This window comes from Paenibacillus sp. JNU01 (genome assembly GCF_059130585.1).
The window spans coordinates 1,596,567-1,620,809 of sequence record NZ_CP169723.1 but is presented as its reverse complement, the minus strand read 5'-3'; the positions used below and the strand labels follow the sequence as shown (position 1 = coordinate 1,620,809).

Annotated in this window: 23 protein-coding genes; 19 read left to right on the top strand and 4 right to left on the bottom strand. The window is 44.9% G+C overall.

Going from position 1 to position 24,243, the window contains the following annotated elements; translation table 11 throughout:
• Positions 1 to 23 precede the first annotated feature (23 nt).
• From nusB to NLBNIHML_RS06845, 13 genes are all read left to right on the top strand, one after another.
• Complete coding sequence (gene nusB, locus NLBNIHML_RS06905; RefSeq protein ID WP_017687596.1) at positions 24 to 476, top strand: transcription antitermination factor NusB; 453 nt, start codon at positions 24 to 26, stop codon at positions 474 to 476.
• A 117-nt stretch (positions 477 to 593) separates the two neighbouring features.
• Positions 594 to 1,451: a bifunctional methylenetetrahydrofolate dehydrogenase/methenyltetrahydrofolate cyclohydrolase FolD gene (folD, locus tag NLBNIHML_RS06900; protein ID WP_339235469.1), complete on the top strand. Its 858-nt coding sequence runs from the start codon at positions 594 to 596 to the stop codon at positions 1,449 to 1,451.
• A gap of 61 nt (positions 1,452 to 1,512) precedes the next feature.
• Complete coding sequence (gene xseA, locus NLBNIHML_RS06895; protein WP_494354679.1) at positions 1,513 to 2,826, top strand: exodeoxyribonuclease VII large subunit; 1,314 nt, start codon at positions 1,513 to 1,515, stop codon at positions 2,824 to 2,826.
• A complete protein-coding gene (xseB, locus tag NLBNIHML_RS06890; RefSeq protein WP_017687599.1) occupies positions 2,816 to 3,073 on the top strand; it encodes an exodeoxyribonuclease VII small subunit in 258 nt (85 codons plus the stop codon). The genes xseA and xseB overlap by 11 nt, the downstream gene beginning before the upstream one ends.
• The gene (locus tag NLBNIHML_RS06885; protein ID WP_445252836.1) at positions 3,066 to 3,971 is read left to right on the top strand and encodes a polyprenyl synthetase family protein; all 906 of its coding nucleotides are present in this window, start codon (positions 3,066 to 3,068) and stop codon (positions 3,969 to 3,971) included. The genes xseB and NLBNIHML_RS06885 overlap by 8 nt, the downstream gene beginning before the upstream one ends.
• Before the next feature lie 283 nt (positions 3,972 to 4,254).
• Positions 4,255 to 6,162 (top strand): 1-deoxy-D-xylulose-5-phosphate synthase, encoded by a 1,908-nt coding sequence (gene dxs / locus NLBNIHML_RS06880; protein WP_339307194.1) that lies wholly within the window; start codon positions 4,255 to 4,257, stop codon positions 6,160 to 6,162.
• A gap of 22 nt (positions 6,163 to 6,184) precedes the next feature.
• Positions 6,185 to 7,030, top strand: coding sequence for a TlyA family RNA methyltransferase (locus NLBNIHML_RS06875; protein WP_494354071.1), 846 nt, complete (start codon positions 6,185 to 6,187; stop codon positions 7,028 to 7,030).
• A gap of 84 nt (positions 7,031 to 7,114) precedes the next feature.
• Positions 7,115 to 7,600 carry a hypothetical protein gene (locus tag NLBNIHML_RS06870; RefSeq protein WP_339235455.1) on the top strand — a complete coding sequence of 162 codons (486 nt, stop codon included), beginning with the start codon at positions 7,115 to 7,117 and terminating at the stop codon, positions 7,598 to 7,600.
• A gap of 84 nt (positions 7,601 to 7,684) precedes the next feature.
• Positions 7,685 to 8,134, top strand: coding sequence for a transcriptional regulator AhrC/ArgR (ahrC, locus tag NLBNIHML_RS06865; RefSeq protein ID WP_017687604.1), 450 nt, complete (start codon positions 7,685 to 7,687; stop codon positions 8,132 to 8,134).
• A gap of 54 nt (positions 8,135 to 8,188) precedes the next feature.
• The gene (gene recN / locus NLBNIHML_RS06860; RefSeq protein ID WP_339235453.1) at positions 8,189 to 9,907 is read left to right on the top strand and encodes a DNA repair protein RecN; all 1,719 of its coding nucleotides are present in this window, start codon (positions 8,189 to 8,191) and stop codon (positions 9,905 to 9,907) included.
• 120 nt (positions 9,908 to 10,027) lie between these two features.
• Positions 10,028 to 11,356, top strand: coding sequence for a SpoIVB peptidase (gene spoIVB, locus NLBNIHML_RS06855; protein ID WP_339235449.1), 1,329 nt, complete (start codon positions 10,028 to 10,030; stop codon positions 11,354 to 11,356).
• 194 nt (positions 11,357 to 11,550) lie between these two features.
• Complete coding sequence (gene spo0A / locus NLBNIHML_RS06850) at positions 11,551 to 12,357, top strand: sporulation transcription factor Spo0A (RefSeq protein WP_062835258.1); 807 nt, start codon at positions 11,551 to 11,553, stop codon at positions 12,355 to 12,357.
• Positions 12,358 to 12,776: 419 nt separating this feature from the next.
• Positions 12,777 to 13,733, top strand: a complete 957-nt coding sequence (locus NLBNIHML_RS06845; RefSeq protein ID WP_494354070.1) for a GGDEF domain-containing protein — start codon at positions 12,777 to 12,779, stop codon at positions 13,731 to 13,733.
• Positions 13,734 to 13,996: 263 nt separating this feature from the next.
• Here NLBNIHML_RS06845 and NLBNIHML_RS06840 read toward each other — a convergent pair whose 3' ends face one another.
• Entirely contained in the window at positions 13,997 to 14,806 is an 810-nt protein-coding gene (locus NLBNIHML_RS06840) for a hypothetical protein (protein WP_494354069.1), read from the bottom strand.
• A gap of 204 nt (positions 14,807 to 15,010) precedes the next feature.
• Here NLBNIHML_RS06840 and NLBNIHML_RS06835 point away from each other — a divergent pair, with 204 nt between their 5' ends.
• The 5 genes from NLBNIHML_RS06835 to NLBNIHML_RS06815 all read left to right on the top strand — a co-directional run bounded on the left by NLBNIHML_RS06835 (position 15,011) and on the right by NLBNIHML_RS06815 (position 22,326).
• Complete coding sequence (locus tag NLBNIHML_RS06835; RefSeq protein WP_494354068.1) at positions 15,011 to 16,975, top strand: ABC transporter substrate-binding protein; 1,965 nt, start codon at positions 15,011 to 15,013, stop codon at positions 16,973 to 16,975.
• A 191-nt stretch (positions 16,976 to 17,166) separates the two neighbouring features.
• Positions 17,167 to 19,137, top strand: coding sequence for an AraC family transcriptional regulator (locus NLBNIHML_RS06830; protein ID WP_494354067.1), 1,971 nt, complete (start codon positions 17,167 to 17,169; stop codon positions 19,135 to 19,137).
• Positions 19,138 to 19,296: 159 nt separating this feature from the next.
• The gene (locus NLBNIHML_RS06825) at positions 19,297 to 20,334 is read left to right on the top strand and encodes an NAD(P)/FAD-dependent oxidoreductase (protein ID WP_494354066.1); all 1,038 of its coding nucleotides are present in this window, start codon (positions 19,297 to 19,299) and stop codon (positions 20,332 to 20,334) included.
• Positions 20,335 to 20,665: 331 nt separating this feature from the next.
• Complete coding sequence (locus tag NLBNIHML_RS06820) at positions 20,666 to 21,316, top strand: hypothetical protein (protein WP_339235432.1); 651 nt, start codon at positions 20,666 to 20,668, stop codon at positions 21,314 to 21,316.
• 533 nt (positions 21,317 to 21,849) lie between these two features.
• Positions 21,850 to 22,326, top strand: a complete 477-nt coding sequence (locus tag NLBNIHML_RS06815; RefSeq protein ID WP_017687614.1) for a hypothetical protein — start codon at positions 21,850 to 21,852, stop codon at positions 22,324 to 22,326.
• Positions 22,327 to 22,445: 119 nt separating this feature from the next.
• Here the strand turns inward: NLBNIHML_RS06815 and NLBNIHML_RS06810 are convergent, their stop codons facing one another.
• Positions 22,446 to 23,045 carry a thymidine kinase gene (locus tag NLBNIHML_RS06810; RefSeq protein WP_339235429.1) on the bottom strand — a complete coding sequence of 200 codons (600 nt, stop codon included), beginning with the start codon at positions 23,043 to 23,045 and terminating at the stop codon, positions 22,446 to 22,448.
• 176 nt (positions 23,046 to 23,221) lie between these two features.
• Here NLBNIHML_RS06810 and NLBNIHML_RS06805 point away from each other — a divergent pair, with 176 nt between their 5' ends.
• Entirely contained in the window at positions 23,222 to 23,434 is a 213-nt protein-coding gene (locus tag NLBNIHML_RS06805) for a hypothetical protein (RefSeq protein ID WP_253438764.1), read from the top strand.
• 8 nt (positions 23,435 to 23,442) lie between these two features.
• On the opposite strand, the gene NLBNIHML_RS06800 is transcribed toward NLBNIHML_RS06805, so the two are convergent.
• Both NLBNIHML_RS06800 and NLBNIHML_RS06795 read right to left on the bottom strand, forming a co-directional pair.
• Positions 23,443 to 23,790 (bottom strand): potassium channel family protein, encoded by a 348-nt coding sequence (locus NLBNIHML_RS06800; RefSeq protein WP_192133999.1) that lies wholly within the window; start codon positions 23,788 to 23,790, stop codon positions 23,443 to 23,445.
• 63 nt (positions 23,791 to 23,853) lie between these two features.
• Positions 23,854 to 24,171, bottom strand: a complete 318-nt coding sequence (locus tag NLBNIHML_RS06795; RefSeq protein ID WP_494354065.1) for a DUF2627 domain-containing protein — start codon at positions 24,169 to 24,171, stop codon at positions 23,854 to 23,856.
• Between the last annotated feature and the right edge of the window lie 72 nt (positions 24,172 to 24,243).

The following is a 24,243-nucleotide window of genomic DNA, read 5'->3' as shown; positions in this document are numbered from 1 at the left end:
AGGAGCGTTGCAGGAGGCAGGACATGAAAAGACGTTTGGCAAGGGAAATTGCAGTACAAAGTCTGTATCAGATGGAAATGAATGAGGTGGGTGCAGCAGAAGCTGTAAACATGTTGATCAATGAAGCTGCTGAAGATAATGAAACCGAAGTGGTTATTCGCGATGCAGATGTAATGCGTACTTATGTTACCGAAATTGTACAAGGAGCTTGGAACAATAAGGAAGCCATCGACGGATTGCTCGTGGATTATTTGAAAGGTTGGCAGATTAGCCGTCTTTCGCGTGTAGATCGCCAGATTTTACGACTGTCTACGTATGAAATGGTGTTCCGTGATGACATTCCGGCAAAGGTATCTGTCAATGAAGCGATCGAACTGTCCAAATATTTTGGTACAGAAGAATCCGGCAAGTTTGTCAATGGCGTGCTTGGACGCATGATTCAGGAAGTGGATGCCATAAAAGCAAAATTGTCTTAAGTTATGATTAACCATAGTGCGTGTTCAAAAGGACCGGTTTTCAGTGCTCATCTTAATCAAAAGCGGTTTTTTTGAACAACCTCTAATTTTATATTCACATAAGGGAGAGAGAGTACAATGACAGCATCTATTATTAACGGTAAAGAAGTATCCCAAGAGATCCGCGCAAGCATGACAGCAGAAGTAAAACAGCTTAGCGAACAGGGGGTAGTACCTGGTCTGGCTGTTGTGCTCGTCGGGGAAGATCCGGCATCCCAAGTATATGTGCGTAATAAAGAAAAAGCATGTCATGACCTCGGATTCTACTCCGAAGTGCATCGTTTGGATGCAGACACATCCCAAGAAGATCTGCTCGCGCTGGTGGACAAGCTGAACAATCAACAATCCATTAACGGAATTTTGGTTCAACTCCCACTGCCGAAACATATTGAAGAGAAAGCGGTCATTGATGCGATTGCTGTGGATAAAGACGTAGATGGATTCCATCCAGTTAATGTTGGTAATCTCGTGATTGGAGACGATAGTCTGCTTCCATGTACCCCAGCAGGTGTCATTGAACTGATCAAGCGTACTGGACTCGAAATGTCTGGTAAACATGCAGTAGTTATCGGAAGAAGCAATATCGTTGGCAAACCGGTATCGCTGTTGCTCCAACGCGAGAATGCAACGGTAACCATGTGTCACTCCCGCACAGCAAACATGAAAGAAATCACGCGTCAGGCTGATATTTTGGTGGTAGCTATCGGTCGTGCAAACTTTGTGGATGCTGATTTTGTTAAACCGGGTGCTGTGGTCATCGATGTCGGCATGAACCGTTTGGAGAACGGCAAACTGGCAGGAGATGTAGACTTTGAGAGCGTGAAGGCAGTATCTGGTCCAATTACACCGGTTCCTGGTGGTGTTGGTCCAATGACAATCACAATGCTGATGCAAAATACACTGATCGCTGCCAAGCGCGCTCACGGATTGGCCTAGGGCTCTGTCTGTGGCAGATCAAAAGATCTACTCCATCAAAGACCTGAACCGATACATTCGGATGAAACTGGAATCGGATCAGGTCCTGTCGGACGTTTGGTTACGCGGAGAGATATCCAATTTCACACATCACTCCAGCGGCCATATGTATTTTACATTGAAGGACAAGGACAGCCGGATTAAGTCGATTATGTTTGCCTCCCATAACCAGCGATTACCCTTTGTACCGAAGGAGGGTGCAAGGGTTATTGCCCGTGGTAATGTCTCGGTGTATGAACGGGATGGGCAGTATCAATTCTACGCTACTCACATGCAGCCGGACGGGATCGGCAGTCTGTATCTGGCTTACGAACAGCTGAAGAAAAAGCTGGAGGATGAAGGCTTATTTTCACCTTCGCGCAAAAGAGAGATCCCGCGTTATCCACAGACCATTGGTGTTGTTACTTCACCAACGGGAGCAGCGGTACGAGACATCATGATTACACTTCAGCGCAGGTATCCATCTGCTAAAGTGGTTTTATATCCTGTGCTGGTTCAAGGCAAAGGTGCTGCGCCTTCCATTGTTAAGGCGATTGGCAACTTGAACCGGATGGGAGAAGCCGACGTACTCATCGTTGGACGTGGAGGCGGCTCACTAGAGGAATTGTGGGCTTTTAACGAGGAGATAGTGGCAAGAGCAATCGTTGCTTCGGATATACCTGTTATTTCTGCAGTTGGACACGAAACGGACTTTACGATTGCGGATTTTGCGGCTGATCTGCGTGCGGCGACGCCAACAGCTGCTGCGGAGCTGGCTGTACCTAATCGAGCTGAGTTGCTGGATCAGATTGCACAACGTCAGCGCCAGTTACAACACAGCTTGCGTCAGCGTGCTATCCACAATCGTGAACGGCTCGCAAGATTACAGCGTTCGCCGGTGCTTGTTCATCCAAGACGTACCTTGATGCAGCACACGGAACGACTGGATATGATGCATCAACGGCTGTTGAGAACAGTGGATACGCGTATGAAATGGATGGGAGAGAAGCAGGAGCGTCTTCGGGCGGCACTGCAACGATTCAATCCTCGTGATCAGGTCAATGCAGCACGCCGCGAGAATGCGGCAGCACGCAGACAACTGGAACTTGCGATCAGATCCATAACCAGATCGAAGCAGCAACAGTGGAAATCATCTGTGCGGCATCTGGATGCGCTTAGCCCGCTTAAAGTCATGTCTCGAGGATACAGTCTTGTCTATGACGAGCAGGAACAGCAGTTGATCAAGTCGACGAAGGATGTACAGCCTGGAGATTCAATTAAGATTAAATTAACAGACGGACAGCTGGACTGTCAGGTTTGGGGAATGAAGGAGGACGACAATACCCATGGCGAATGAACCGGAATTGAATTTTGAAGAAGCAATGGCGGCATTGGAAGACATCGTAGGTCAGCTTGAACATGGTGATGTTCCGTTGGAGCAGGCCATCGATCTATTTCAGCGCGGGATGAAACTTTCGCAACTTTGCGGTCTGAAGCTGGAACAAGTGGAACGTAAGATCGAGATGATCGTAGAAGAAGATGGAGAGCTTCGCAAGAAGCCTTTCGGAACTGCTGACGATGAGAGCGGTGAAGTCCATGAGTAATCGTCCTTCGTTTCAAGCATACCTCGAAGAGGTCACAGCTGAGGTGACAGAAGCGTTGAAACAGACGCTTCCTGATCACTGGGATGTACCCCAATCGCTGACTGATGCGATGCAGTATTCACTTATGGCCGGAGGCAAACGCCTTCGTCCTCTTCTGGTCGTTGCTGCGGCGGAAGCCTTCGGTGCACAGCGTACAGCTGCAATGCCGGTAGCCTGCGCCGTGGAGATGGTTCATACCTATTCACTGATCCACGACGACCTGCCCGCTATGGATAATGATGATTACCGCAGGGGAAAATTAACGAATCATAAGGTTTATGGTGAAGCAACAGCCATATTGGCAGGCGATGCACTGCTAACTCATGCTTTTTATAGCATTGTTCAAGCTGGACGCCGTAGTGGTGTGGCAGCAGATGCATTGCTGTCTATCGTGGAGGACATGTCCGAACTCGCTGGAGCAAGAGGCATGGTCGGCGGCCAGGTTGCGGATATGGAAGGCGAACAAGGCATGACGGATCTTGCACAGCTTCAATATATTCATCTGCACAAAACGGGTGACCTGATTGTTTTTGCCCTCATTGCCGGAGCACGAATTGGTGGAGCAACGGAAGGACAATTGGAAGCCTTGCGTGTATTTGGCCGTGATCTTGGCCTGGCGTTCCAGATTCAGGATGATATTCTCGACCTGACGGGCGACGAGCAGAAGATGGGCAAGAAAACACAAAGCGATGTGAATCAGCAGAAGGTAACGTACCCTTATTTTATTGGTATGGAGGCTTCTGTAGACGAAGTAAAATCCCTTACCCAATCTGCTAAAGATGCACTTGAAAGAGCCGAGTTACCTGATGCATCGAGATTGCTGGAGATTGCAGATTATTTGATGAGTCGAGACCATTAGATTCTGACAAATGCGCTGTTTCAAACCCTGTATAACCGTGTAATAAATGTAATGTCCTTTTTCCGAGTGGATGGGATAAGTCTGTCCCGAGTGGATGCGGGAATACATATGGAGAAGAATTCTAAATAACTTGCTGGCGAGAATGCTCGTTATCGGGAGTATAGTGCAGGAAATTATGATTCTTATTCTTTTATGTTATAATGATTTAATGTTATTTGATTCATAATGTATATATCGATTTACAACAATAAACTAAACAATCTAGGAAAGCGGGGAGATTCTCGTGCTGCTTCCACAAATTAAACAACCCAGTGATCTAAAGTCGATGTCTCAGGATGATCTTGCCCTTTTGTCGGCAGAGATCCGGCAGTTTCTGATTGAGAAGCTGTCCGTTACAGGGGGGCATCTCGCACCTAACTTAGGCGTGGTTGAGCTCACGGTAGCCCTGCATTACTGCTATAACAGTCCGGCAGACAAAATGATTTTTGATGTAGGGCATCAGGCTTATGTGCACAAAGTTCTGACAGGACGTATGGACCGCTTTGATACATTGCGTCAACATAACGGACTGTGCGGGTTTGTCAAACGCAACGAAAGTGAACATGATGTATGGGAAGCCGGGCACAGCAGTACTTCATTGTCTGCTGCGATGGGGATGGCCCTTGCACGTGATCTGAAGGGTGAGGACAACCAAGTTATCGCGATGATTGGTGATGGAGCGCTTACTGGTGGTATGGCTTTTGAGGCTCTCAATCATATCGGTCATGAGCAGAGAAAACTGATGGTTATTCTGAATGATAATGAAATGTCCATTGCTCCAAACGTTGGGGCCATGCATAAATATTTGAGCAAAATTCGTTCGGATCGTCATTATCTGAAAGCAAAAGATGATGTCGAGGGGATGCTTAAAAAAATTCCTGCTATTGGAGATCGTTTGGCCAAATCGGCAAGCTGGATTAAAGACAGTGTCAAATATATGATGGTACCAGGTGTTCTTTTTGAAGAACTGGGCTTCACATATTTGGGACCGATTGATGGGCATGATATTCCCAAATTGATTGAAACCTTTAAACAGGCGGATAATGTGGATGGTCCAGTCATGGTCCATGTACTTACAACCAAAGGTAAGGGTTATCAGCCAGCAGAAGCCGATTCGCACAAGTGGCACGGGATTTCTCCGTACAAAATTGAATCGGGACAAGTGCTGAAAGCAGTTGGAAAACCAATGTACACGGAAGTGTTCGGTCAAACGCTGATTGATCTTGCGAAGCAGGATAAGCGGATTGTAGCGGTAACTCCGGCAATGCCTACGGGATCTGGTCTCATTCCTTTTAGTAAGGAATTTCCTGATCGCATGATTGACGTAGGGATTGCAGAACAGCATGCGGCCACCATGTGTGCTGCACTCGCTATGGAAGGCTTGAAGCCGGTCTTCGCGGTGTATTCCACATTCATGCAACGTGCATATGATCAGATTGTACATGATATATGCCGACATAACGCCAACGTGATGTTTGCCATTGACCGTGCCGGATTTGTTGGACCGGATGGGGAAACACATCAAGGGGTATACGATGTGGCATTCATGCGTCATATTCCGAATATCGTGCTGATGATGCCAAAAGACGAAAATGAATTGCGCCATATGATGAAAACGGCGCTTGATTATAATGAAGGTCCAATTGCTTACCGTTATCCACGAAACAATGTGGTCGGTGTACCTCTGGATGATGTACTTGTTCCGATTCCAATCGGATCATGGGAGCAACTGCGTCCATCGGAGGGATATGCTGTCATCGCTTCCGGGTCGATGGTACAGCTTGCTGAAGAAGCAGCGGAGATGGTGAAGCGGGAAGGTATCACAGCAGGCGTAATCAACGCACGCTTCCTCAAACCTCTTGACGAGCAGATGCTGCGTGATCTGGCCGTTCGCGGAACCAAATTGATTGTACTTGAAGAAGCATCCCAAGCAGGTAGCATGGGTAGTGCAGTGCTGGAGTTCTATGCAGAACAGGGACTGCATGATGTTCATGTACAATTAATGGGGATTCCGGATCGCTTCATTGAGCATGGCAGTATTAAGGAACAACGTGAGGAAGTGGGTCTTACCGTGGAAAATGTATGTGCTGAGCTGCGCAAGATGGCCGTTCAATCATCCTACGGCATCCCCAAAACACGTTTTCCTTCGTAAATCTACATGATAGGAGAAATACATGTCACTCCCGAAAGAACGAATTGATGTTCTGCTGGTTGAGCAGGGCTATTATGAAAGCCGTGAGAAGGCAAAAGCTGCAATCATGGCTGGACTGGTGTATGCCAATAATGAGCCGATCGAAAAGGCGGGCATGAAAATTCCAAGGGAAGCCGAGCTGAAAGTTAAAGGCTCGGTACATCCCTATGTCGGCAGAGGCGGATTGAAGCTGGAAAAAGCGATCCGTCATTTCGGCCTTGATATGAATGGACTTGTCATGCTCGACATTGGTTCATCCACCGGTGGATTTACGGATTGTGCACTACAGCATGGTGCGTCTCACGTTTACGCTATTGATGTGGGTTATAATCAGCTTGATTGGTCTTTGCGTAATGATGAGCGGGTGACGGTTATGGAGCGAACCAACTTTCGCTATGTCACTCCTGAAGATCTGACGGGACCGTTGCCGAACTTTGCGAGCATTGATGTGTCGTTCATTTCACTGCGAATCATATTACCGCCACTTCTGGCTCTGCTGAGACAACCTGCAGATATCGTTGCATTGATCAAACCTCAATTTGAGGCAGGACGTGAAAAAGTAGGCAAGTCCGGTGTGGTACGTGATACGAAGGTGCACAAGGATGTATTGCAGACGATGCTTCATTTTGCCAGTCAACTTGGTTTGCATCTGAAGAGTTTAACTTTTTCCCCGATAACCGGTGGAGAAGGGAACATAGAATTTCTCGCACATTGGCGTCTGGAAGAACCAGATGCATCACAACCAGAGAACGATCCAGCTTCACTTGATGCACTTGCGGAGCAAGTTGCCAAGGAAGCAGCTCATACATTTACGGGAAACTCATCATAAGATGGGTTTCTTTTCGCTGGAAAGATGATTGGTGTAAAGGGAAATCGGGAATGAACCTCGAATATGTCTTCGAGGTGAGCGATAATGGATGGTCAATATGACACAATCGTTATAGGTGTACTTGCTGTCTGTTTGATCTTGTGGTTGTTCTTCGGCTTGCGTAATTGGGTAAACCGACCGATACCGGTAAGCTTGTCTGGAATGCAACTGAACGTGAAGATTCAGGATTCTCCTGCATTGGATTTGCTTGAAGCACAGGGTTACGAAGTTATCGGTGGCAAAATGAAAGTCCCTCTGGCTTTTGAAGCCAATGAATCCGTTTATTACAGCAGATTATTTATCGATTATGTTGCAGAACGTGAGGATCTCAGATACCTGGTGAAAACATCACGTCGCAGACAGCCACTTGAAATGACCGGCCCTGCGCTCAGGGATCGCTTTCTCAATTATCTGTTGTTATATCCTGGCTGTGAAGGATTGCTGTATGTTGACTTGGAGGATTCCGATATTAAGTTAATCAGGCTCATGGACTATCAGGAAGATGTTTATGATGGGGATGATCTGGACTAATATAAAAGAATAAACATCGCAGGGCAAAGTCTGCGGCGGATTACAATTGCTGCTTTATTGCAATACATTTAACTGGAGGCATGTATGAAAGGACAAAGGCACATCAAGATTCGTGAAATCATTAGTCAAAATGAAATCGAGACTCAGGATGATTTGGTTGAAGCACTGCGGAAATCAGGTTTTCAGGTGACTCAAGCGACGGTATCCCGGGATATCAAGGAACTACTGTTAATCAAGATCCCGATGGATGACGGACGGTATAAATATTCTTTGCCGACAGATCAACGATATAATCCGATTCAAAAATTGAAGCGTGCACTCGTTGACAACTTCTTGCACATTGATCACACGAACAACCTGGTTGTGATGAAATGTCTGCCAGGAACAGCCAACTCCATTGCAGCGCTGCTTGATAATATTGAGTGGAATGAAGTCATGGGCACAATCTGTGGAGATGATACCATTCTTATTATTTGCAGGACTGAAGGAAACAGCGTGACCGTTATTGAGCGGATCATGGGTTATATTGCTTAATGAATGATTCAAAAACATAATATCTGAGGTAGTCATCCGGAGGTGTTTTTGCAGATGTTAGTTACGTTATCGATTCGCAATCTGGCTGTGGTGGAAGAAGTGGACGTTGTATTCCATCCGGGATTCCATGTACTTTCAGGGGAAACGGGTGCAGGGAAGTCGATCATTATAGATGCTCTTGGCTTAATTGCAGGTGGACGCAGTTCGGCTGATTTGATTAGGTACGGATGCGAGAAGGCAGAGATGGAAGCTCTGTTTGAGATGGAACAAAGTCATCCGGTATGGCAGACATTAGAGAAGCTTGGTATCCATTGTGAGCCGGAAGAGCATTTGGTTATTCGACGTGAGTTAAATACTCAGGGGAAAAGTACGTCCCGCATTAATGGACAATTGGTCAATCTGACCATGCTGCGTGAAGTAGGCGAGAAGTTAATCAATATCCATGGACAACATGAACATCAGAGTTTGCTGCGTGCAGAGAGCCATCTGGGGCTTCTTGATACCTATGGCTCGGAAGTAATCGGACCTGTCAAAGCGAAGTACCAAGAACGCTACAGCAAGTTTATCACGGCGGAAAAAGAACTTCGTGCGCTTCAGGAGTCGAGTCAGCGGGCATATCAACTCTTGGACATGTATCGCTTTCAGCTTGAGGAGATCGCAGCTGCAAGCCTTACACGTGGCGAGGATGAATTACTCGGGGAAGAACGGGTCAAACTATCCCATAGTGAGAAAATGATGGACAGTGTCGCTGGTGCATATGATCTGCTCAGTGGTCAACGCGGGCTTGAAGCTGTGAGCATTGCTCTTTCAAGAATTGAAGACATTTCTGGATATGACAGCAAAGGATTACAACCCATTGTGGAACAGCTGCAATCCGCATTTTATCAATTGGAAGATGCGACATTCCAGTTAAGGGATTATCGGGAGAAGATTGAATTCAATCCGGCAAGATTGGAAGAAGTGGAGCAAAGGCTGAATCTGATTTCTGGCCTCAGACGGAAATACGGGGACAGTGTTGAACTTATTCTGAGTTATTATGAGCAGATTAGCCATGAAACCGATCAACTGGAGAACAAGGACGAACGGCTGGAGAAATTGCGAGCTGAACGTGACAAAATGCTTAACCTTGTGATGGAGTCTGCTGAAGAACTCAGCAAGGTTCGCAAACAATGCGCGGAAGAACTTGCTGCACAGGTGGAAAGTGAGCTCAAAGATCTGCAGATGGAACGCACCACACTGCGTGTTCAGATTACCCCATTTGAAGATCCGAAGGGCATAGAATGGAACGGACGCCGTATTCGTCTGAATCGTCAGGGTGCCGACAATGCGGAATTCCTGATCTCACCGAATCCGGGCGAGCCATTACGACCACTGGGCAAAATTGCTTCAGGTGGTGAGTTGTCACGAATGATGCTGGCGATGAAGAGTATCTTTGCACGACATGACCGGATACCTGTGTTGATTTTTGATGAAGTTGATACAGGTGTTAGCGGTAGAGCGGCTCAATCCATTGCTGAAAAATTGTTCCGTCTCTCTTCGACTTGTCAGGTTTTCTCAATAACTCACTTGCCACAAGTGGCTTGTATGGCAGATCATCAGTATCTCATTGAGAAACATGTCTACGATGGACGGACGATGACGCAAGTGGAATCGCTGTCAGACGAAGGCAGAGTGAAGGAATTGGCACGTATGCTAGGTGGTGTGGAAATTACAGAAAAAACACTGCATCACGCACAGGAAATGCTGAATTTGGCGGAAGCCAAAAAAGGGTGAAACGAACGGCTGGCGTAATGATTGACAGTAATAAAAGCCTGGGGGCAAGGTTATCTTAAAGGTACGCAATTGGCGACCACCTTTCGTCAAGCGAAAGAAGCAAAGGGAGTGTGACAGCCATTGAATTCCCCCCTCAGGAAGAAATTGCTAGGTCTTTTATTTGCCTTCTTTCTTTGTGTGATTAGCCAGGCCATTCAGCCTGTGCAAAGTTATGCTTCACTGCCGGATGAATTGCAGGTGTTTGCTGGCAGGCAAGCAGATGTCCGGCTCGCTGTACCTGCTGCTTCAAGCGCCGTTGTAGATCGTCCGGATATTGTTGGCTTGGATGATCAGGCCGCGATGCATGTTACGAGTCAACAACCTTTGCATCTTAACCCACAACAGACGGGACATGCCAAATTAACGTTGAAGTTGTGGGGGAAAATTCCGGTCAAAACAGTGCATGTGAATGTGATACCGGATTTGCGTGTTGTACCCGGGGGTCAAACGATTGGCGTCAAAGTGAAATCGGCAGGCATTCTGGTGGTTGGCCATCATCTAGTCCATTCCGGGCAGGATGAGCGTGTATCGCCAGGAGAAAACGCAGGCATTAAGCTCGGAGATCTGATCACGCATATGGATGGTAAACGTCTGGATGGCGTGGCAGGTGTCTCTGAAGCCGTTGAGCTTGCAGGGAAAAGTAAAAAAGGTATTGATGTTGTGTTGAAACGTGGTAATGAAACGGTCAAGACTCGATTGACTCCGGCTTATGACTCCGAGGATCAAGCGTGGAGGCTTGGTTTATACATTCGTGATTCCGCAGCCGGCGTTGGCACACTTACCTTCTATGCTCCCGATCAGGGCGTATACGGCGCACTGGGCCATGTCATTACAGATATGAATACACAAACATCTATTGTTGTGGGTAGTGGTCAGATTGTTCAGTCCAATGTGACGTCCATTTCGAAAAGTGAGACCGGTGATCCGGGTGAAAAACGTGCTCATTTCCTCAAGGAAAGCAAAATTTTGGGCAATATTGAACGCAATACGGCTTTTGGCATCTTTGGTAAAATGTCCGGAAATCCTGAGCACAGTTTGTATTCAAAAGGTATTCCCGTCGCTTTCTCACATGAAGTCAAAGAAGGACCGGCCGAAATACTTACCGTGGTTGACGGTCAACAAGTTGAACGCTTCTCCATTGACATTGTCCATGTGGCAGATCAAACGGAGCCAGCAACGAAAGGTCTGGTACTACGAATTACGGACCCGAAACTGCTGGATAAGACCGGAGGCATCGTTCAAGGTATGAGCGGTAGCCCCATCGTACAAAATGGTAAGTTGATCGGTGCAGTTACTCATGTATTCGTGAATGATCCGAAATCGGGTTATGGTTGCTTCATTGAATGGATGTTACAAGATGCTGGTGTGATGATGAAAAAGGAAAACACCAAGAACCTCAAGGCTGGATAATCAGCCTGAGGTTCTTTTTTGTCGAAACGAAACATAATATATCGGATAATGAAATAAATTATTTATTATATAGGATTGAGAAAAAAAAATAAAGAAAAATAATTTTCGACAGGAGGAATTTAACTTGCTGTGTCGAAAATTTAACCTGTAAGGAAATGTACGAAACGATGTTTAATTTAAAGGAGGATACCGTTTTGCAAAAAATTGAGGTATTGCTGGCCGATGATAATCGTGAATTTACGAATTTGCTTGCCGAATATATATCTGAGCAGGAAGATATGGAAGTAACCGGTATTGCATACAATGGAGAAGAAGTACTGCAATTGCTGGAGCAAACTCGGGATGTGCCGGATGTATTGATTCTGGATATCATCATGCCTCATCTGGACGGTCTGGGTGTGCTTGAGCGCTTGCGCAACCTGAACCTGTCTCCACAGCCTAAAGTCATTATGCTGACGGCATTCGGACAAGAGAATATCACACAGCGTGCCGTGCAACTCGGAGCTTCCTATTACATTCTCAAGCCGTTTGACATGGAAGTGCTTGCGAACCGGGTACGTCAATTGGTGGGAACACAGACTGCGATGTCTACAAGCAGCGGTTCATCCATGTTTATGAAATCCAATGTCGTGCCAATGGGCAAACACAAAAATCTGGATGCAAGCATTACGTCCATCATACATGAAATCGGTGTACCTGCGCATATTAAGGGATATCAGTATTTGCGCGAAGCGATTACGATGGTGTATAACAATATCGAAATTTTGGGAGCTATCACCAAAACATTATATCCTGCGATTGCCGAAAAATTCAAAACCACGCCTTCTCGCGTCGAACGTGCGATTCGTCATGCCATTGAAGTGGCGTGGACGCGTGGTAACATCGACAGCATCAGCCACCTGTTTGGCTACACGATCAACATCAGCAAGTCGAAACCAACAAATAGCGAGTTCATCGCGATGGTTGCAGACAAGCTGAGAATTGAGCATAAGGTGTCCTGAAAGGATCAGGAGTGATGTGGGGAGGAAACTTGTATTCAGATTAGTTTCCAGCCGCATGAATTTGGCGATAAATATCTGAATTGGCACATTTCATGGCGATCAACTTCTGAGATATATGCTAACGAATACCGTCATTTATTGGATGTAGTACATCCAGTAAATGACGGTATTTTTGCTTTAAACTATTATGAAGCAAAATGATGAAATTGATCTGTGTACGAATTATTCCCAGCATTTGAGATTCAGTATTAGAGTAATACGATTTAGTTAATTTTCAGTAGAAGGAAATCTTTCATAAACTTTTACCCTCAGTTAACGCTTTTTTGAGTAGAAAGTGGTACGATGTGACCATTGACAAAGACCTACATATATATTTGGGAAGTCCAGATTAGATGCTACGAACAAAGGAGTAGAATCGTATGTTTACGCAAATAGGCGAGATTGCTGAACCAATTCCTGTAGTACAATCTGATACAAAATGTGATATCGTCTATCATCTGTTCAAGTCCAATGCCAGTCTGGAAGGTATAGCTGTTATGGGGGAGAAGGGGGTGTCTTTGATGATGCGCCAACGATTCTTTCAACAGATTGGGACTCAGTATGGCTATAATCTGTATATGGGACGTACTGTAGAACTGGTGATGAACATGCAGGCACTGGTTGTGGATTATTCGGAACAGATTACAGATGTCAGTGTTCTCGCCATGGACCGAGATGAAGGGGAAATATATGACCTTGTGCTGGTCACGACGGGAGAAAGTTTCTTTGGAGCTGTGAGTATTCGCCGTTTGCTGCTTGCTGTTGCTGATGTACGCGCTGAAATGGCTATTTTTATGAACCCCCTGACTGGATTTCCAGGTAACCATATCATAGATGAAAGGCTATCTCATGCTCTTCAGATGGACCATTTTAGCGTACTATACGTTGATCTCGATCAATTCAAATCCTACAATGATAGCTATGGCTTCAAAATGGGGGATCAGCTTATTCAGGCGACAGCTAATTTGCTTCGTAAGCTTTTTGTTTTTCCCGAAGCTTTTATTGGACATATCGGTGGTGATGACTTTATTGTGATTCTCAATCACCATGATTACAAGCGCATTAGTGATGAAGTCATTTCGGGTTTTGAGAAAATGAAAAAGACGTTCTACAACGAGCAAGATTGGCATCATCAATATGTTCTGGGGGAAGGACGTTCCGGGCAGACTCGGCCCATTCCTCTGGTGTCGGTATCCATCGCCGTTGTCACCAACAGCAAGCAAAAATATGAAAACATAGATCAGATTATTGATGAGGCCACACGGATCAAAAAAGGCTGTAAAGCGATTGCCGGCAGCATCATCTGTGCAAATGATACCACAAGCAATCCATGTTAGAAGTGGAATTCGCATACGAAATAAATTGAAACATACATTTATAAGAGAATATAGAGGACAGAATGAACCTCAAGAAGTGAAGCATCGTTTTAAACCTATACCATTAATATGCAGAAATGAAGAAAAACCACTACTTATCAGGAGTTAGTCACCTGTAATAGTGGTTTTTCTATCATTGGATGCGAGTTGAGAACTTTGCTATGAAAACAAAACACCTCAACCCTAATATGTATACATATAAGTTATGTTTGAGCAAATGGTACTCAGATTCGAATATCTACAGATGGATATGACGTAGCTGGAGAGGCGGAAGCCGGAGTTTGCGTGCCGTTTCCGGATTTCTGATTCGTGGCTCCCACATCTGATGGCTCCTTACTTTCCTTTTTCTTTCCTTCATTTACTTCCTGATCTTCTTCTCCAGATGTTGCAGAGATCGGAGGTTGTGTTGTTTCTTTAGGTGCAGGCTGATGAATTTCTTTCACCAGATCGCCAATCTTTTGATTGACCTTGCTGAGCTGAGAAGTGATGTCCTGAACAACCTCTCGTTTTGCCTGAAAGACGGTACGCTCTGAGTTTTCCAACATCATTGATTTGCCGAGATCAGAACTATTTGCAGGAGGATTGATCTCCAGAACGAGTCGGTCGAAGCGGGTCTCCCCTTCAGTGGTCTGAATGGAGCCCTGCATGCGATCACGCAAACCGACGAGCTTACCCAATTGATCATAAGTCTGACTATGTTTGATTAGATGATCCAGTGAAGGGGCTTGTGTCTCATCGCTAGGTTTGGGTTGTTGCTGTTGAGTCTTTTCGGGCTGTCTTAATTTGTTCTTCTCTTGCAATTCCTCTGCTTTAATCTGAGCAATTTGGCTATCGATCTGGGATATGGAGCTTGTTAAGGATTTAATCCGCTGAGCTTTGGTTTTGGTATCCAACTCATCATTGGTTTTTACCCCTTGTATTTCTTCATTGAGCCGCACCTTCTGCTGCATAAGTCCCTGAATTTCTTTATCCCGACTGGAGACTTGATTCCCGGGAGTGAAACTGCTTTTGGTTGCAGATGAGATTGAATTCATATCCTCGTTCTCCTTCTCTCTTTATCATGGTTCTATTTACATATATCGGATGTTAAGAGAAGCATTTGAATAGCTTTATGTCAGTCAGAATGGTCTCATTTACCTCGCTTGTATTGCATACTTCATCATATTAATTGATAATGGTTATCAATAAGTGGGTGGAAATCAAGACATAATACATGAAGACGGAGTTGGGTTAGCGAAATGTGGAATGATTATTATATCCTCTGGAACTATGCTGCGGTGAGTATAGCAGATATCCGTTACATGGAATTAGAGGCATATGAGGAGATGAAATACAAATTTCCAGCAAGTACCTTTGTGCTCACCATTCAGGGTGAAGCTGGAGTGATGATTGACAACGCAACGTATGAAGTGAGTCGCTTTTATATTCTCCATGGCGGTAAAGGGAGCAAATTGGTGATTCAAGCAGGCGAAGCCGGATTGCGCTTCTATTACTTGATGTACAAAGCTAACCTACCTAGCAGAGGAAGAACCGATCTGGGAAGGTTAATGGAGCGTATCAATCCGTTTCGATTGAACTATGGCTTTACCCCCGATATGCCAACCATTCTATATGAGCAATTGAAGCAGATGCGTTTTTTGTGGGAGCAAAAGAACCCCATTCAGCACTTTCAGGTCAAGAGTTTGTTTTATGCATTTGTGGAGCAGATATCGTCACAGGTTCCTCTTGTATCCAATCGTTATTATCCAAGTATGATGGATCAAGTCAGCAAAGTTATTGAAATTGTAGAGTCTTCCTATACCCAGCCACTTACACTTCATGTTTTGGCAGACATGATCGGCACCAGCCCAAGAAGCTTGTCACGCAAGTTCAAGCAGTCGACGGGAACCAGTCCCATCGATTATCTGATTCAGTTTCGGTTGTTCAAAGCCAAGGAAATGTTGCTACAAACGGACGCCACGTTGGATGAGATTGCAGCCGGTATCGGTTATCCGGATGGTTATTATTTGGGACGTATGTTCAAGAAACATACAGGTCTTTCTCCTTTGCAATTCAAAGATAAGACCTCAGAACCCTTATATTGGCCTGATCTGACATCAGGCGTGGCGCGAAATGACATTTTCAGAGGCGGAAGTGGAAGGTATGTTTATAGTGATGGTGATAATCATTATCAATATAAGCATGGAGGGTCAATCAAAATGAACAGACAGACAAGAACGGGAATGCTGCTGAGTATTCTACTAAGTCTTACATTACTGTTAAGTGCCTGCTCTACAGGGGCTGCGAGTAATTCAAACGTGGATGCATCTGGAAACAATAGTGCTTCAAGTCCCACGAAAACAGCAACAGGAGAGAGTGAAAGCAAAACATCTGAACCACGTACAATCTCAACGGTGAAGGGAAATGTTACAATCCCTGCTGAACCTAAACGGATTGTAGTTGACTTGTATCTAGGGAGCCTAATTGCCCTGGGGATCAAACCTGTGGGTACACCCGAGTTGAACCTCAAGAATCCTTATTTTATCAAGTCACTTGAGGGTGTGCAAAATATTGGCGAGTACGAAACGATCTCTCTCGAAAAAGTGTTGGAACTTGAGCCGGATCTGATTGTGACAGGTAATCCTGATTTATTTGATTCCTTTAGCAAAATTGCACCTACGTTAGTTATTCCGTTTGGCGAATTGAAAAACACCCACGAAGAGATTGCCTATTTTGGTAAAGTGCTGAATAAAGAAAAAGAAGCTGAGGCATGGTTAGCCGATTATGATGCAAGAATTGCAGATGCCAAGAATCGCGTCGGTGAGGCGATTGATCCAGCAGCCGAGGTGTCGGTCATGCAGTTCAATGATAAAGGCCCATTAGCTTTTGGTGATAATTTTGGTCGGGGAGGTCAAGCAGTCTACAGCGCGCTTGGTTTGAATCCTCCTGCAGATAAAAAAGAGATCTTAATGAAGGATCAACTAGTGGAAGTATCCTCAGAAGCAATTCCTGAATTTGCTGGTGACTACATCATTCTTACAGCAGATGAACTGACTCTCGAAGAGTTGAAATTAAAACCGGTCTGGAGCTCATTGGATGCGGTTAAAAATGATCGTGTGTTTATCTGGAGCCCCGATCGTTCGTGGTACTTTGATCCCATTGCAACATTGGATCAAACAGAGGAATTGGCCGCGTGGTTTACGAAGATCTCTGAACCAAAATAAGCGTAACAAGTGCTTGATGAGATGAAATCCAACTCCTCTCTAAAATTACAGTTGATAATGAAAATTATTATCATTTATAATAAAAGTATATTATTAGTGAAACTCTGCTCCGCATATGTTGTCGGATGTATGACAGAATGATGCCTTGTAAGGTCTTTGTTCCGGATGAGGCTGGGATTGGAGAGTAATTGATGCAAATAGATGAACAGATAAAATGCTGGAATCTTGCCGCTGTTAAGGTTCTGGATATACGCCGGATCGTTATGGAGGCGGGGGAACAACTGAGTTCCTACACACTTCCGGCAAATGGTTTTATATATACAATCCGAGGATCGGCTGTGCTTCAATTGGATGGACGAGCATACAAGGCAGAGCGATTTTTCATGCTTCATGGGGCCAAGGGTGCTTCATTGGATATTCAAACCAATGAAGATTTGGAATATCTACTGCTCTATTACAGAGCATTCCTTGCCTTTCCTGGTTATCGCAAAACGTGGTTGTTGACACAGCCTGAGGTTGCACCGTTCTCTTTGCAATATGGTTTTACGCCGAATAGTCCGCTTGGACTGTTACGTTACCTAGATGAGCTTGAAGATGCATGGGCACAGTCCGGCAGTCTGGATCTGCTTCATACGAAAAGTTTATTTTACCAATTCATTCATGAAATGCTGATTCAGCTAACAGAGCAAGAGATCAAAACAGAACATGCTGATCCGGTGAAACAAACACTTCGTTACATACAGAACCATTACAGGGAACAGGTCACGCTTGATTCTCTGGCTGAACAATTCAACTACAGCTCTCGTCATTTATCCATGCAATTCAAACGAAAAACGGGTTACAGTCCGATTGATTATCTAATTCAGACTCGACTTGCCAAGGCTCGTACTCTGCTTGTACGATCTGATGCAACGCTTGGTGAAATTGCAGCAGAAGTGGGTTATTCGGATGTGTATTATTTTAGTCGTATCTTCAAAAAACATGTGGGGATCTCACCAATCCAGTATCAACGAAATAGGAGAGAAGAAGCGAGAGCAGAGGATCGTCCATTACAAATATCTGAATCGTCCATTGGCCGTAGATGGAAGTCAGGATATATTGATTATGAGAATCATTATCAATATATAGACGGAGGGTCTACACCAATGAAAAAAAGAAAAACAAGTTCAAGTATGATTATGGTGGCTCTATTGAGCATCACGATGCTGCTCTCAGCCTGCTCTTCAGGTACAACCACACCAACAGCTGGCGAAGGAACGGGTGCCAGTTCCAATAACAGCAGTACGACCGTGTCATCAGACACAGGAAACCAGACCAACAAGGACAATGAAACACGCACGGTCTCGACGGTTAAGGGTGAGGTCGTTGTCCCAGCTGACCCCAAACGGGTTGTTGTTCTGTATCTCCAGGGAGATGTCGTTGCCCTTGGGGTTAAGCCGATCGCTACCTCAGATGTATATGACGGGGCTGCATATAAGAGTGAGCTTGAAGGTGTAAATGCTCTGGGTACCTGGTTTGAACCGAATCCTGAAGCTGTCATTGATCTTGATCCGGATCTGATCATTGTTCCCTCTGAAGAGACATATACGTTATTAAAGGATATTGCACCTACTGTATATATTCCGTACGAGAAAATGACAACAGAAGAAAGACTGCATAGTATAGCGAGTATTTTTGGCAAAGAGCAGGAAGCCGAGAAGTTACTCCTCAATCTCAAAACCAAAGTAGAAGAGAGTAAGAAAACTCTTGCAGATGCAGGCATACTGGACAAAACGATCTCCATTGTGGAGGGCGGTTTGAAAGGCATGGTCATTGTAGAGAGCAAACAGTTTGGCCGAGGATCTCAGGCGGTATATGAGTACTTGGGAATGAAAGCGCCTGAGGTTGTACAGAAAAAAATTGATGTGGTTTCGGAGGCAGCTGGCTCCAGTATTTCTATGGAAGTACTGCCTGAATATATCGGTGACTATGTATTTCGCTCTGTATACGATGGGGCAGATAACTTGACGGATAATCCAATTTGGAGCAGCATCCCTGCGATCAAGGAAGGTCGTCTGATTGAGATTGATTTTGATTTCTTCTACTATTCAGATATCTATTCAATCAATAAACAACTTGATTTTGTCGTTGAAAAGCTGTTGGCGGCTCCAAGAGCGCAATAGTGGAGTACAGAGTAGTTCGTAAATGTTTTGTACAAGAAATGTTTGTTTTTTAGCCATTGTATTTTGATAAGATTACCATTACACTAGGATTTAAGTGATAATGAGAATCGATATCAAATACTCGATGTTCTGGATCGAATTAACGGAGGTATTTTTAATATGAATCAGCAGTTAGAACTCTATGATGTAACCATTATCGGCGGTGGCCCTGCGGGCATGTACTCTGCCTTTTATAGCGGCATGCGGGATATGAAGACCAAGTTAATTGAGGCACGGGACAGATTAGGCGGTCGCATGTTATTTTATCCGGAGAAAATGATCTGGGACGTCGGGGGTGTGACGCCAATCCTGTGTGAGGATCTGATTAAACAATTGGAAGAACAGGCACGAACTTTCGATCCAACGCTTGTGTTCGAACAACAGATCGAAGGATTCGAGCGTCAACCTGATGGCACAATTCTGTTAACTTCTGCAACAGGTGAACAACACTGGACACGTACCGTCATTATGGCAATCGGATATGGTATATATAAAATGGCCAAGCTGGAGCTTGAAGGTGCTGACCGTTATGAGGTTAGCAATCTGCACTATACCGTGCAGGAACTCGAGCCATTCCGGGGTAAACGGGTACTGATCTCTGGTGGAGGCGACTCTGCTGTAGACTGGGCGAATGAACTGGAAGCATTGGCAGAGCAAGTGACAGTTGTGCATCGTCGTGACCGTTTTGGCGGGTTGGAGCGTAATGTACTGCGCATGAGAGAATCCTCAGTAGATGTCCGTACACCTTATGCGGTAGAGACATTGCATAGTATGAGGGGCGATGTGATTGAACAAGTGACCATCTCACATGTGGACACGGGCGAGACTGAACTGCTTGAAGTAGATGCTGTCATTGTGAACCATGGCATGAAGAGTGACTTTGGTCCAATTCGGGATTGGGGACTTGACCTTGGCGAATGGCACGTCACTACAACGGAGAGATTACAAACGAATATACCGGGCGTATTTGCTGCAGGTGATTTTGTAGATTATGGTAGTAAACTTTATCTGATTGCGGGTACTTTCACTGATGCTGCTCTTGCGGTGAATAGTGCAAAGCTTTACATGGACCCTGAAGCGGAAAAAGTGGCTTATGTTTCTTCCCATAACAGTCGCTTTAAGGAGAAAAATAAAGCCCTTGGTGTTGTAGAAGAATAGAGGGTTACATTTGGATACGAGTAAGATGACTTCGGGTTAATCCCGAAGTCATCTTTTTTGTATAAAATGGGTAATAAGAAGGCATAATTTCAACAGACACAATGGTTGCCGAATTGAACATGTGCTACCAAATGTCTATAATAGGCCTGAGATACATTAGAATGACAAAAACATCATCTGAAATAATCATTTACACAATAACGGAGAGGACAGAAAAAGTCTGGGGATTATAGCGATTGGAAGATTATTCTGTCATCGTAGTGTCAGTGAAAATATTTTTTATATATAGATCCAATAAATCCAATAAATAGATGAGAGTGGAGTGCAGCGTATGAAAAAGGGATCACAGCCACAGCGAGGTTTCACCTTCATCCAGCGGTGGTTCAAACGATCTGATAAAAAAAAGATCAAATGGTCTGAAATATATCTTGCACTTGCCGGGGCACTTCATCGCTTGTTGGTTGAAGGACGGCGTGAACGTACAGCAGCCAAACGGCTGCATCAAGACTTGCCCATTAACGCATTAGGCGAGATGAAGCTGGAGCCTGGAGATATTGTGTACACACCAAGTTCGGAATCAACGTATTACGCCGGGCATATGGGGATTATTGGGCTGGACGGCAAAGTGTATCATGTGCATCCTTATGGGCCTGTATTTGCTGATTCATTAGAGTGGTATCTCACACGTTTCTATGAAGGAGATCGCTTCATTGTATTCCGTTCCAGGCTGAGTGAGGCAGGCATGAAAGCAGCCGGTTGGGTACAGGACCATTACAAGCAGGTGAAATTTTACCGTTTGCAGACCAATCTTCGCAGTATTGAGCGTAATTACTGTTCCAAGTTTATATATCAGGCCTATCAGTTCACATCCGGACTGGATCTGTGGAGTCGCAAATTTACCCGAATGAATCAGGGGTATATCTACCCGTTTCGAATTGAGCGCTCACCAGAGCTGGACGTTCTGGGAACTTTTTATAAATAAGGTGGGAACCGACTAAAATACTGTTCTTCCAAAAGGAAGGAAAGCAGGTTATGTCGGTTTTTTTTATATGTGTAGAGATTAAAAACAGGAAAAATGCCCAAAACGTCGAATAGATTATGAGATAGGCATGCACAACTTGGAATCGTATACATAACAGAAGGCGCGATAATTTTTAACCAAAAGCGAAAAACGACTACGAGGTAAGCGAACAAGAGAGAGTGAAGCGAGATGAAATGGCTGGGCTTCTTACAACGATTCCGACAGAACCAAAATGTAGTGAAGCTATCGGACTATATCCCAAAAAAAGAAAGGAGGCACTACTGTTCCATATGTAAGAAAAACGTCAGATCGGTTGTGCATTATGCGGCGCCGCAGGGAAATGTTTCAGGTGTATGCAGTTCTTGTAAGTCTTTGGCGGATGAAAGAGGAATGTTTCCCATTTAATAAGAAGAGATGCGCTCAGGAAATAAGAATTTTTTGATTTATGCGCGTTTTTGTAGTACATTAGCAAATGTATTCGAAGGAGGATTCTAATGTACTCAGGTAGACAAGACGATACTTTATACATCATGACCTACACCTTAAACAGCGGTATCAAGGGTACGGTTCCACTGTCTAATAAGCAGATTATTGAGTGGCTGGATTGCTACAGAAATGAGAAGCGCTTCGTGACCGAAATCGGCAAGGAGTTTTTTGGATTGAATGCAGGATTGGTAGCAGACTTTAAGGTTCAGAATCATCTATCGGATTATCAGCAGACCATTATGCCTACACAGCAACAGGATAACCTGGAACGCCTGTCCAGTGCTTATAAATCAACCGAGTTATTAATGAAGATTGATTGTAAATGCGGCACGGCTTACGTGACGGAATCTCCATACAAGCGCACGAAATGGTACTGCACAAAGTGTAAAGAGATTGTATTTTTGGATGCCAAAAAAGGAATGGTGGAAACGTCGCGTGGTGACGCTTACTACATGACCAACAAATATTTTGTTTCCCGAGACTAGCGGGAAGTGATCCTGTAAGCATCGCTGCAAAGCGGTGCTTTTTTGTGCAAAAGTTCGCTGCGATAATCAAAAAAAGCCCAAAAAGGGCTTTTTGGAGGATCTTAGAGATCATTTAGAAACTATGATGAGCATTCAACTTTGTGAGGAGGAATGAAGCAGCAACGACAGCGCGGCTCGTAAGCTTCTGAATCGCCAATCATAACAACCGGACCCAAGGTAACGGGTTCCCCATTGACGATACGTTGCGTAAAGGCAGCATCCGGGCTACCACATACGGCACAGAAAGCCGAGAGTTTCTCAATGTCATCTGCCATGGCAAGCAAACCGCCGATATATCCGAATTCCTTACCACGGTAATCCATATTAAGTCCGTCCACAATAACATGTTTGCCACAATAGGCTAGCTCCGAGACCAGTTCCATGATGGCACTGCTGAAAAATTGTACTTCATCAAATGCAACAACATCAGCATCTATGGTTTGATTCAGGATCATTTCTACGGATTCCGGGGTTAATTGCCGGGGAATGGAATGAGCAGGCAATCGATAACCAATTCGGCTCACGATTTCATCTTGGGCAAACCGATCATCCTCGGCTGGTTTGTAGGCCACAACCTTTTTACGGCCAAATTGAATTAATTTCTGACAACGGCGAATGAGTTCACCGGACTTTTCACTGAACATGGGTCCAGTAATTACGGTAATACGTCCTGTTTGCACGGTGCTGCTACTCCTCTCACATACGGGATTCAACAAAAAAAGCGACCATTACAGAGTACCACAAAATCTTTGGTAAGAGCCAGAACTAATCTGTGCAGCTTTGTGTTACTATATGGAATGTTAAGCCGTTGGTTCCGCCAGCTGTTACTAGGAGTTATGGAAAAGAGGTGTTTACGATGAGTGAAGTATTAACATCACTTCAAGAACGATATGAAAGCCTGAAAGAGCAGGCATCACTGGATGAAGCGGCGCAGGCATTATTTGCAGAACTGTTCGCAGAAGCGGAGCGACTGCAGGCAAGTAACCTGACGCTGCGCAGAACGATCCTGAAGTCTTCTTCCAAAGAATCACGTATGTCTACCAAACTGAGGGATGCCTTATACGAATGACCCGGAGATTACTCCGGGTCCTCTTCTGTCTTTAATTTGCGAGGGAATAGAATACCTGCTGTAATTCTGGCAATCATGGCAAAGGTGAGACCTATGCCTGCAAACATGTAGATGACAGTAAAGGCTTTACTGAATCCGGTGGATGGCACAAATTCAGGATGTCCAACCGTAGTCAGAGTAACCGCACAGAAGTATAATGCATCGATCCAGTGCAAACCTTCAACACGAGTGTAAAACAAAGTGCCTGACAGCAACGTTGCTGCCGTTAACGCGAACAAAGCCAGAAACTTGGGGTCTTTGAACGCATGGAAAATGCCTTTGAGCAGTCGTTGTAACGTGATTAAAAATGATACCATGATGATCCATCCTGTCTATGTAAAGTAGGCGGTGTGTTGTAAAAACACACAAAAAGCCCGGACTCAACGAGTCCCTCCGGGCGTCTCTGCTTTTTCGGGTACATTATTGGATCGGAAACGGGGACCTACATAATTACGCTTGCGGTCACGGAACAAGATCCAGCCTCCCAGAAAACTCATACCTGCGGCAAACAGGACAAGTCCACCGCCAAAGGAAAGCCACTGGAATCCTGGTGAAATCAGTTCGTTCCCGTGCTCGGCATAATATAGGAACAGGGCGTCTTTCATCATCAGAAAACCCTTCATTGCCATTAAACCGGGGATGACCAGAACAACAATCGCCAAAAATCGCGCAAATACCAATCTTGTATTCATGAGCATTATACCCTTTCTGCCAAAGTCGACATTAAATAAAGGTTACGCTTACAGATCATACCTGATTCCATCATAGCT

What these genes read in the sequence shown, in the direction of transcription:
- nusB (WP_017687596.1), top strand. Translation starts at nt 24, where the DNA reads ATGAAAAGACGTTTGGCAAGGGAAATTGCAGTACAAAGTCTGTATCAG.
- folD (WP_339235469.1), top strand. Translation starts at nt 594, where the DNA reads ATGACAGCATCTATTATTAACGGTAAAGAAGTATCCCAAGAGATCCGC.
- xseA (WP_494354679.1), top strand. Translation starts at nt 1,513, where the DNA reads ATGAAACTGGAATCGGATCAGGTCCTGTCGGACGTTTGGTTACGCGGA.
- xseB (WP_017687599.1), top strand. Translation starts at nt 2,816, where the DNA reads ATGGCGAATGAACCGGAATTGAATTTTGAAGAAGCAATGGCGGCATTG.
- NLBNIHML_RS06885 (WP_445252836.1), top strand. Translation starts at nt 3,066, where the DNA reads ATGAGTAATCGTCCTTCGTTTCAAGCATACCTCGAAGAGGTCACAGCT.
- NLBNIHML_RS06875 (WP_494354071.1), top strand. Translation starts at nt 6,185, where the DNA reads ATGTCACTCCCGAAAGAACGAATTGATGTTCTGCTGGTTGAGCAGGGC.
- NLBNIHML_RS06870 (WP_339235455.1), top strand. Translation starts at nt 7,115, where the DNA reads ATGGATGGTCAATATGACACAATCGTTATAGGTGTACTTGCTGTCTGT.
- ahrC (WP_017687604.1), top strand. Translation starts at nt 7,685, where the DNA reads ATGAAAGGACAAAGGCACATCAAGATTCGTGAAATCATTAGTCAAAAT.
- recN (WP_339235453.1), top strand. Translation starts at nt 8,189, where the DNA reads ATGTTAGTTACGTTATCGATTCGCAATCTGGCTGTGGTGGAAGAAGTG.
- NLBNIHML_RS06845 (WP_494354070.1), top strand. Translation starts at nt 12,777, where the DNA reads ATGTTTACGCAAATAGGCGAGATTGCTGAACCAATTCCTGTAGTACAA.
- NLBNIHML_RS06840 (WP_494354069.1), bottom strand. Translation starts at nt 14,806, where the DNA reads ATGAATTCAATCTCATCTGCAACCAAAAGCAGTTTCACTCCCGGGAAT.
- NLBNIHML_RS06835 (WP_494354068.1), top strand. Translation starts at nt 15,011, where the DNA reads ATGTGGAATGATTATTATATCCTCTGGAACTATGCTGCGGTGAGTATA.
- NLBNIHML_RS06830 (WP_494354067.1), top strand. Translation starts at nt 17,167, where the DNA reads ATGCAAATAGATGAACAGATAAAATGCTGGAATCTTGCCGCTGTTAAG.
- NLBNIHML_RS06825 (WP_494354066.1), top strand. Translation starts at nt 19,297, where the DNA reads ATGAATCAGCAGTTAGAACTCTATGATGTAACCATTATCGGCGGTGGC.
- NLBNIHML_RS06820 (WP_339235432.1), top strand. Translation starts at nt 20,666, where the DNA reads ATGAAAAAGGGATCACAGCCACAGCGAGGTTTCACCTTCATCCAGCGG.
- NLBNIHML_RS06815 (WP_017687614.1), top strand. Translation starts at nt 21,850, where the DNA reads ATGTACTCAGGTAGACAAGACGATACTTTATACATCATGACCTACACC.
- NLBNIHML_RS06805 (WP_253438764.1), top strand. Translation starts at nt 23,222, where the DNA reads ATGAGTGAAGTATTAACATCACTTCAAGAACGATATGAAAGCCTGAAA.
- NLBNIHML_RS06800 (WP_192133999.1), bottom strand. Translation starts at nt 23,790, where the DNA reads ATGGTATCATTTTTAATCACGTTACAACGACTGCTCAAAGGCATTTTC.
- NLBNIHML_RS06795 (WP_494354065.1), bottom strand. Translation starts at nt 24,171, where the DNA reads ATGCTCATGAATACAAGATTGGTATTTGCGCGATTTTTGGCGATTGTT.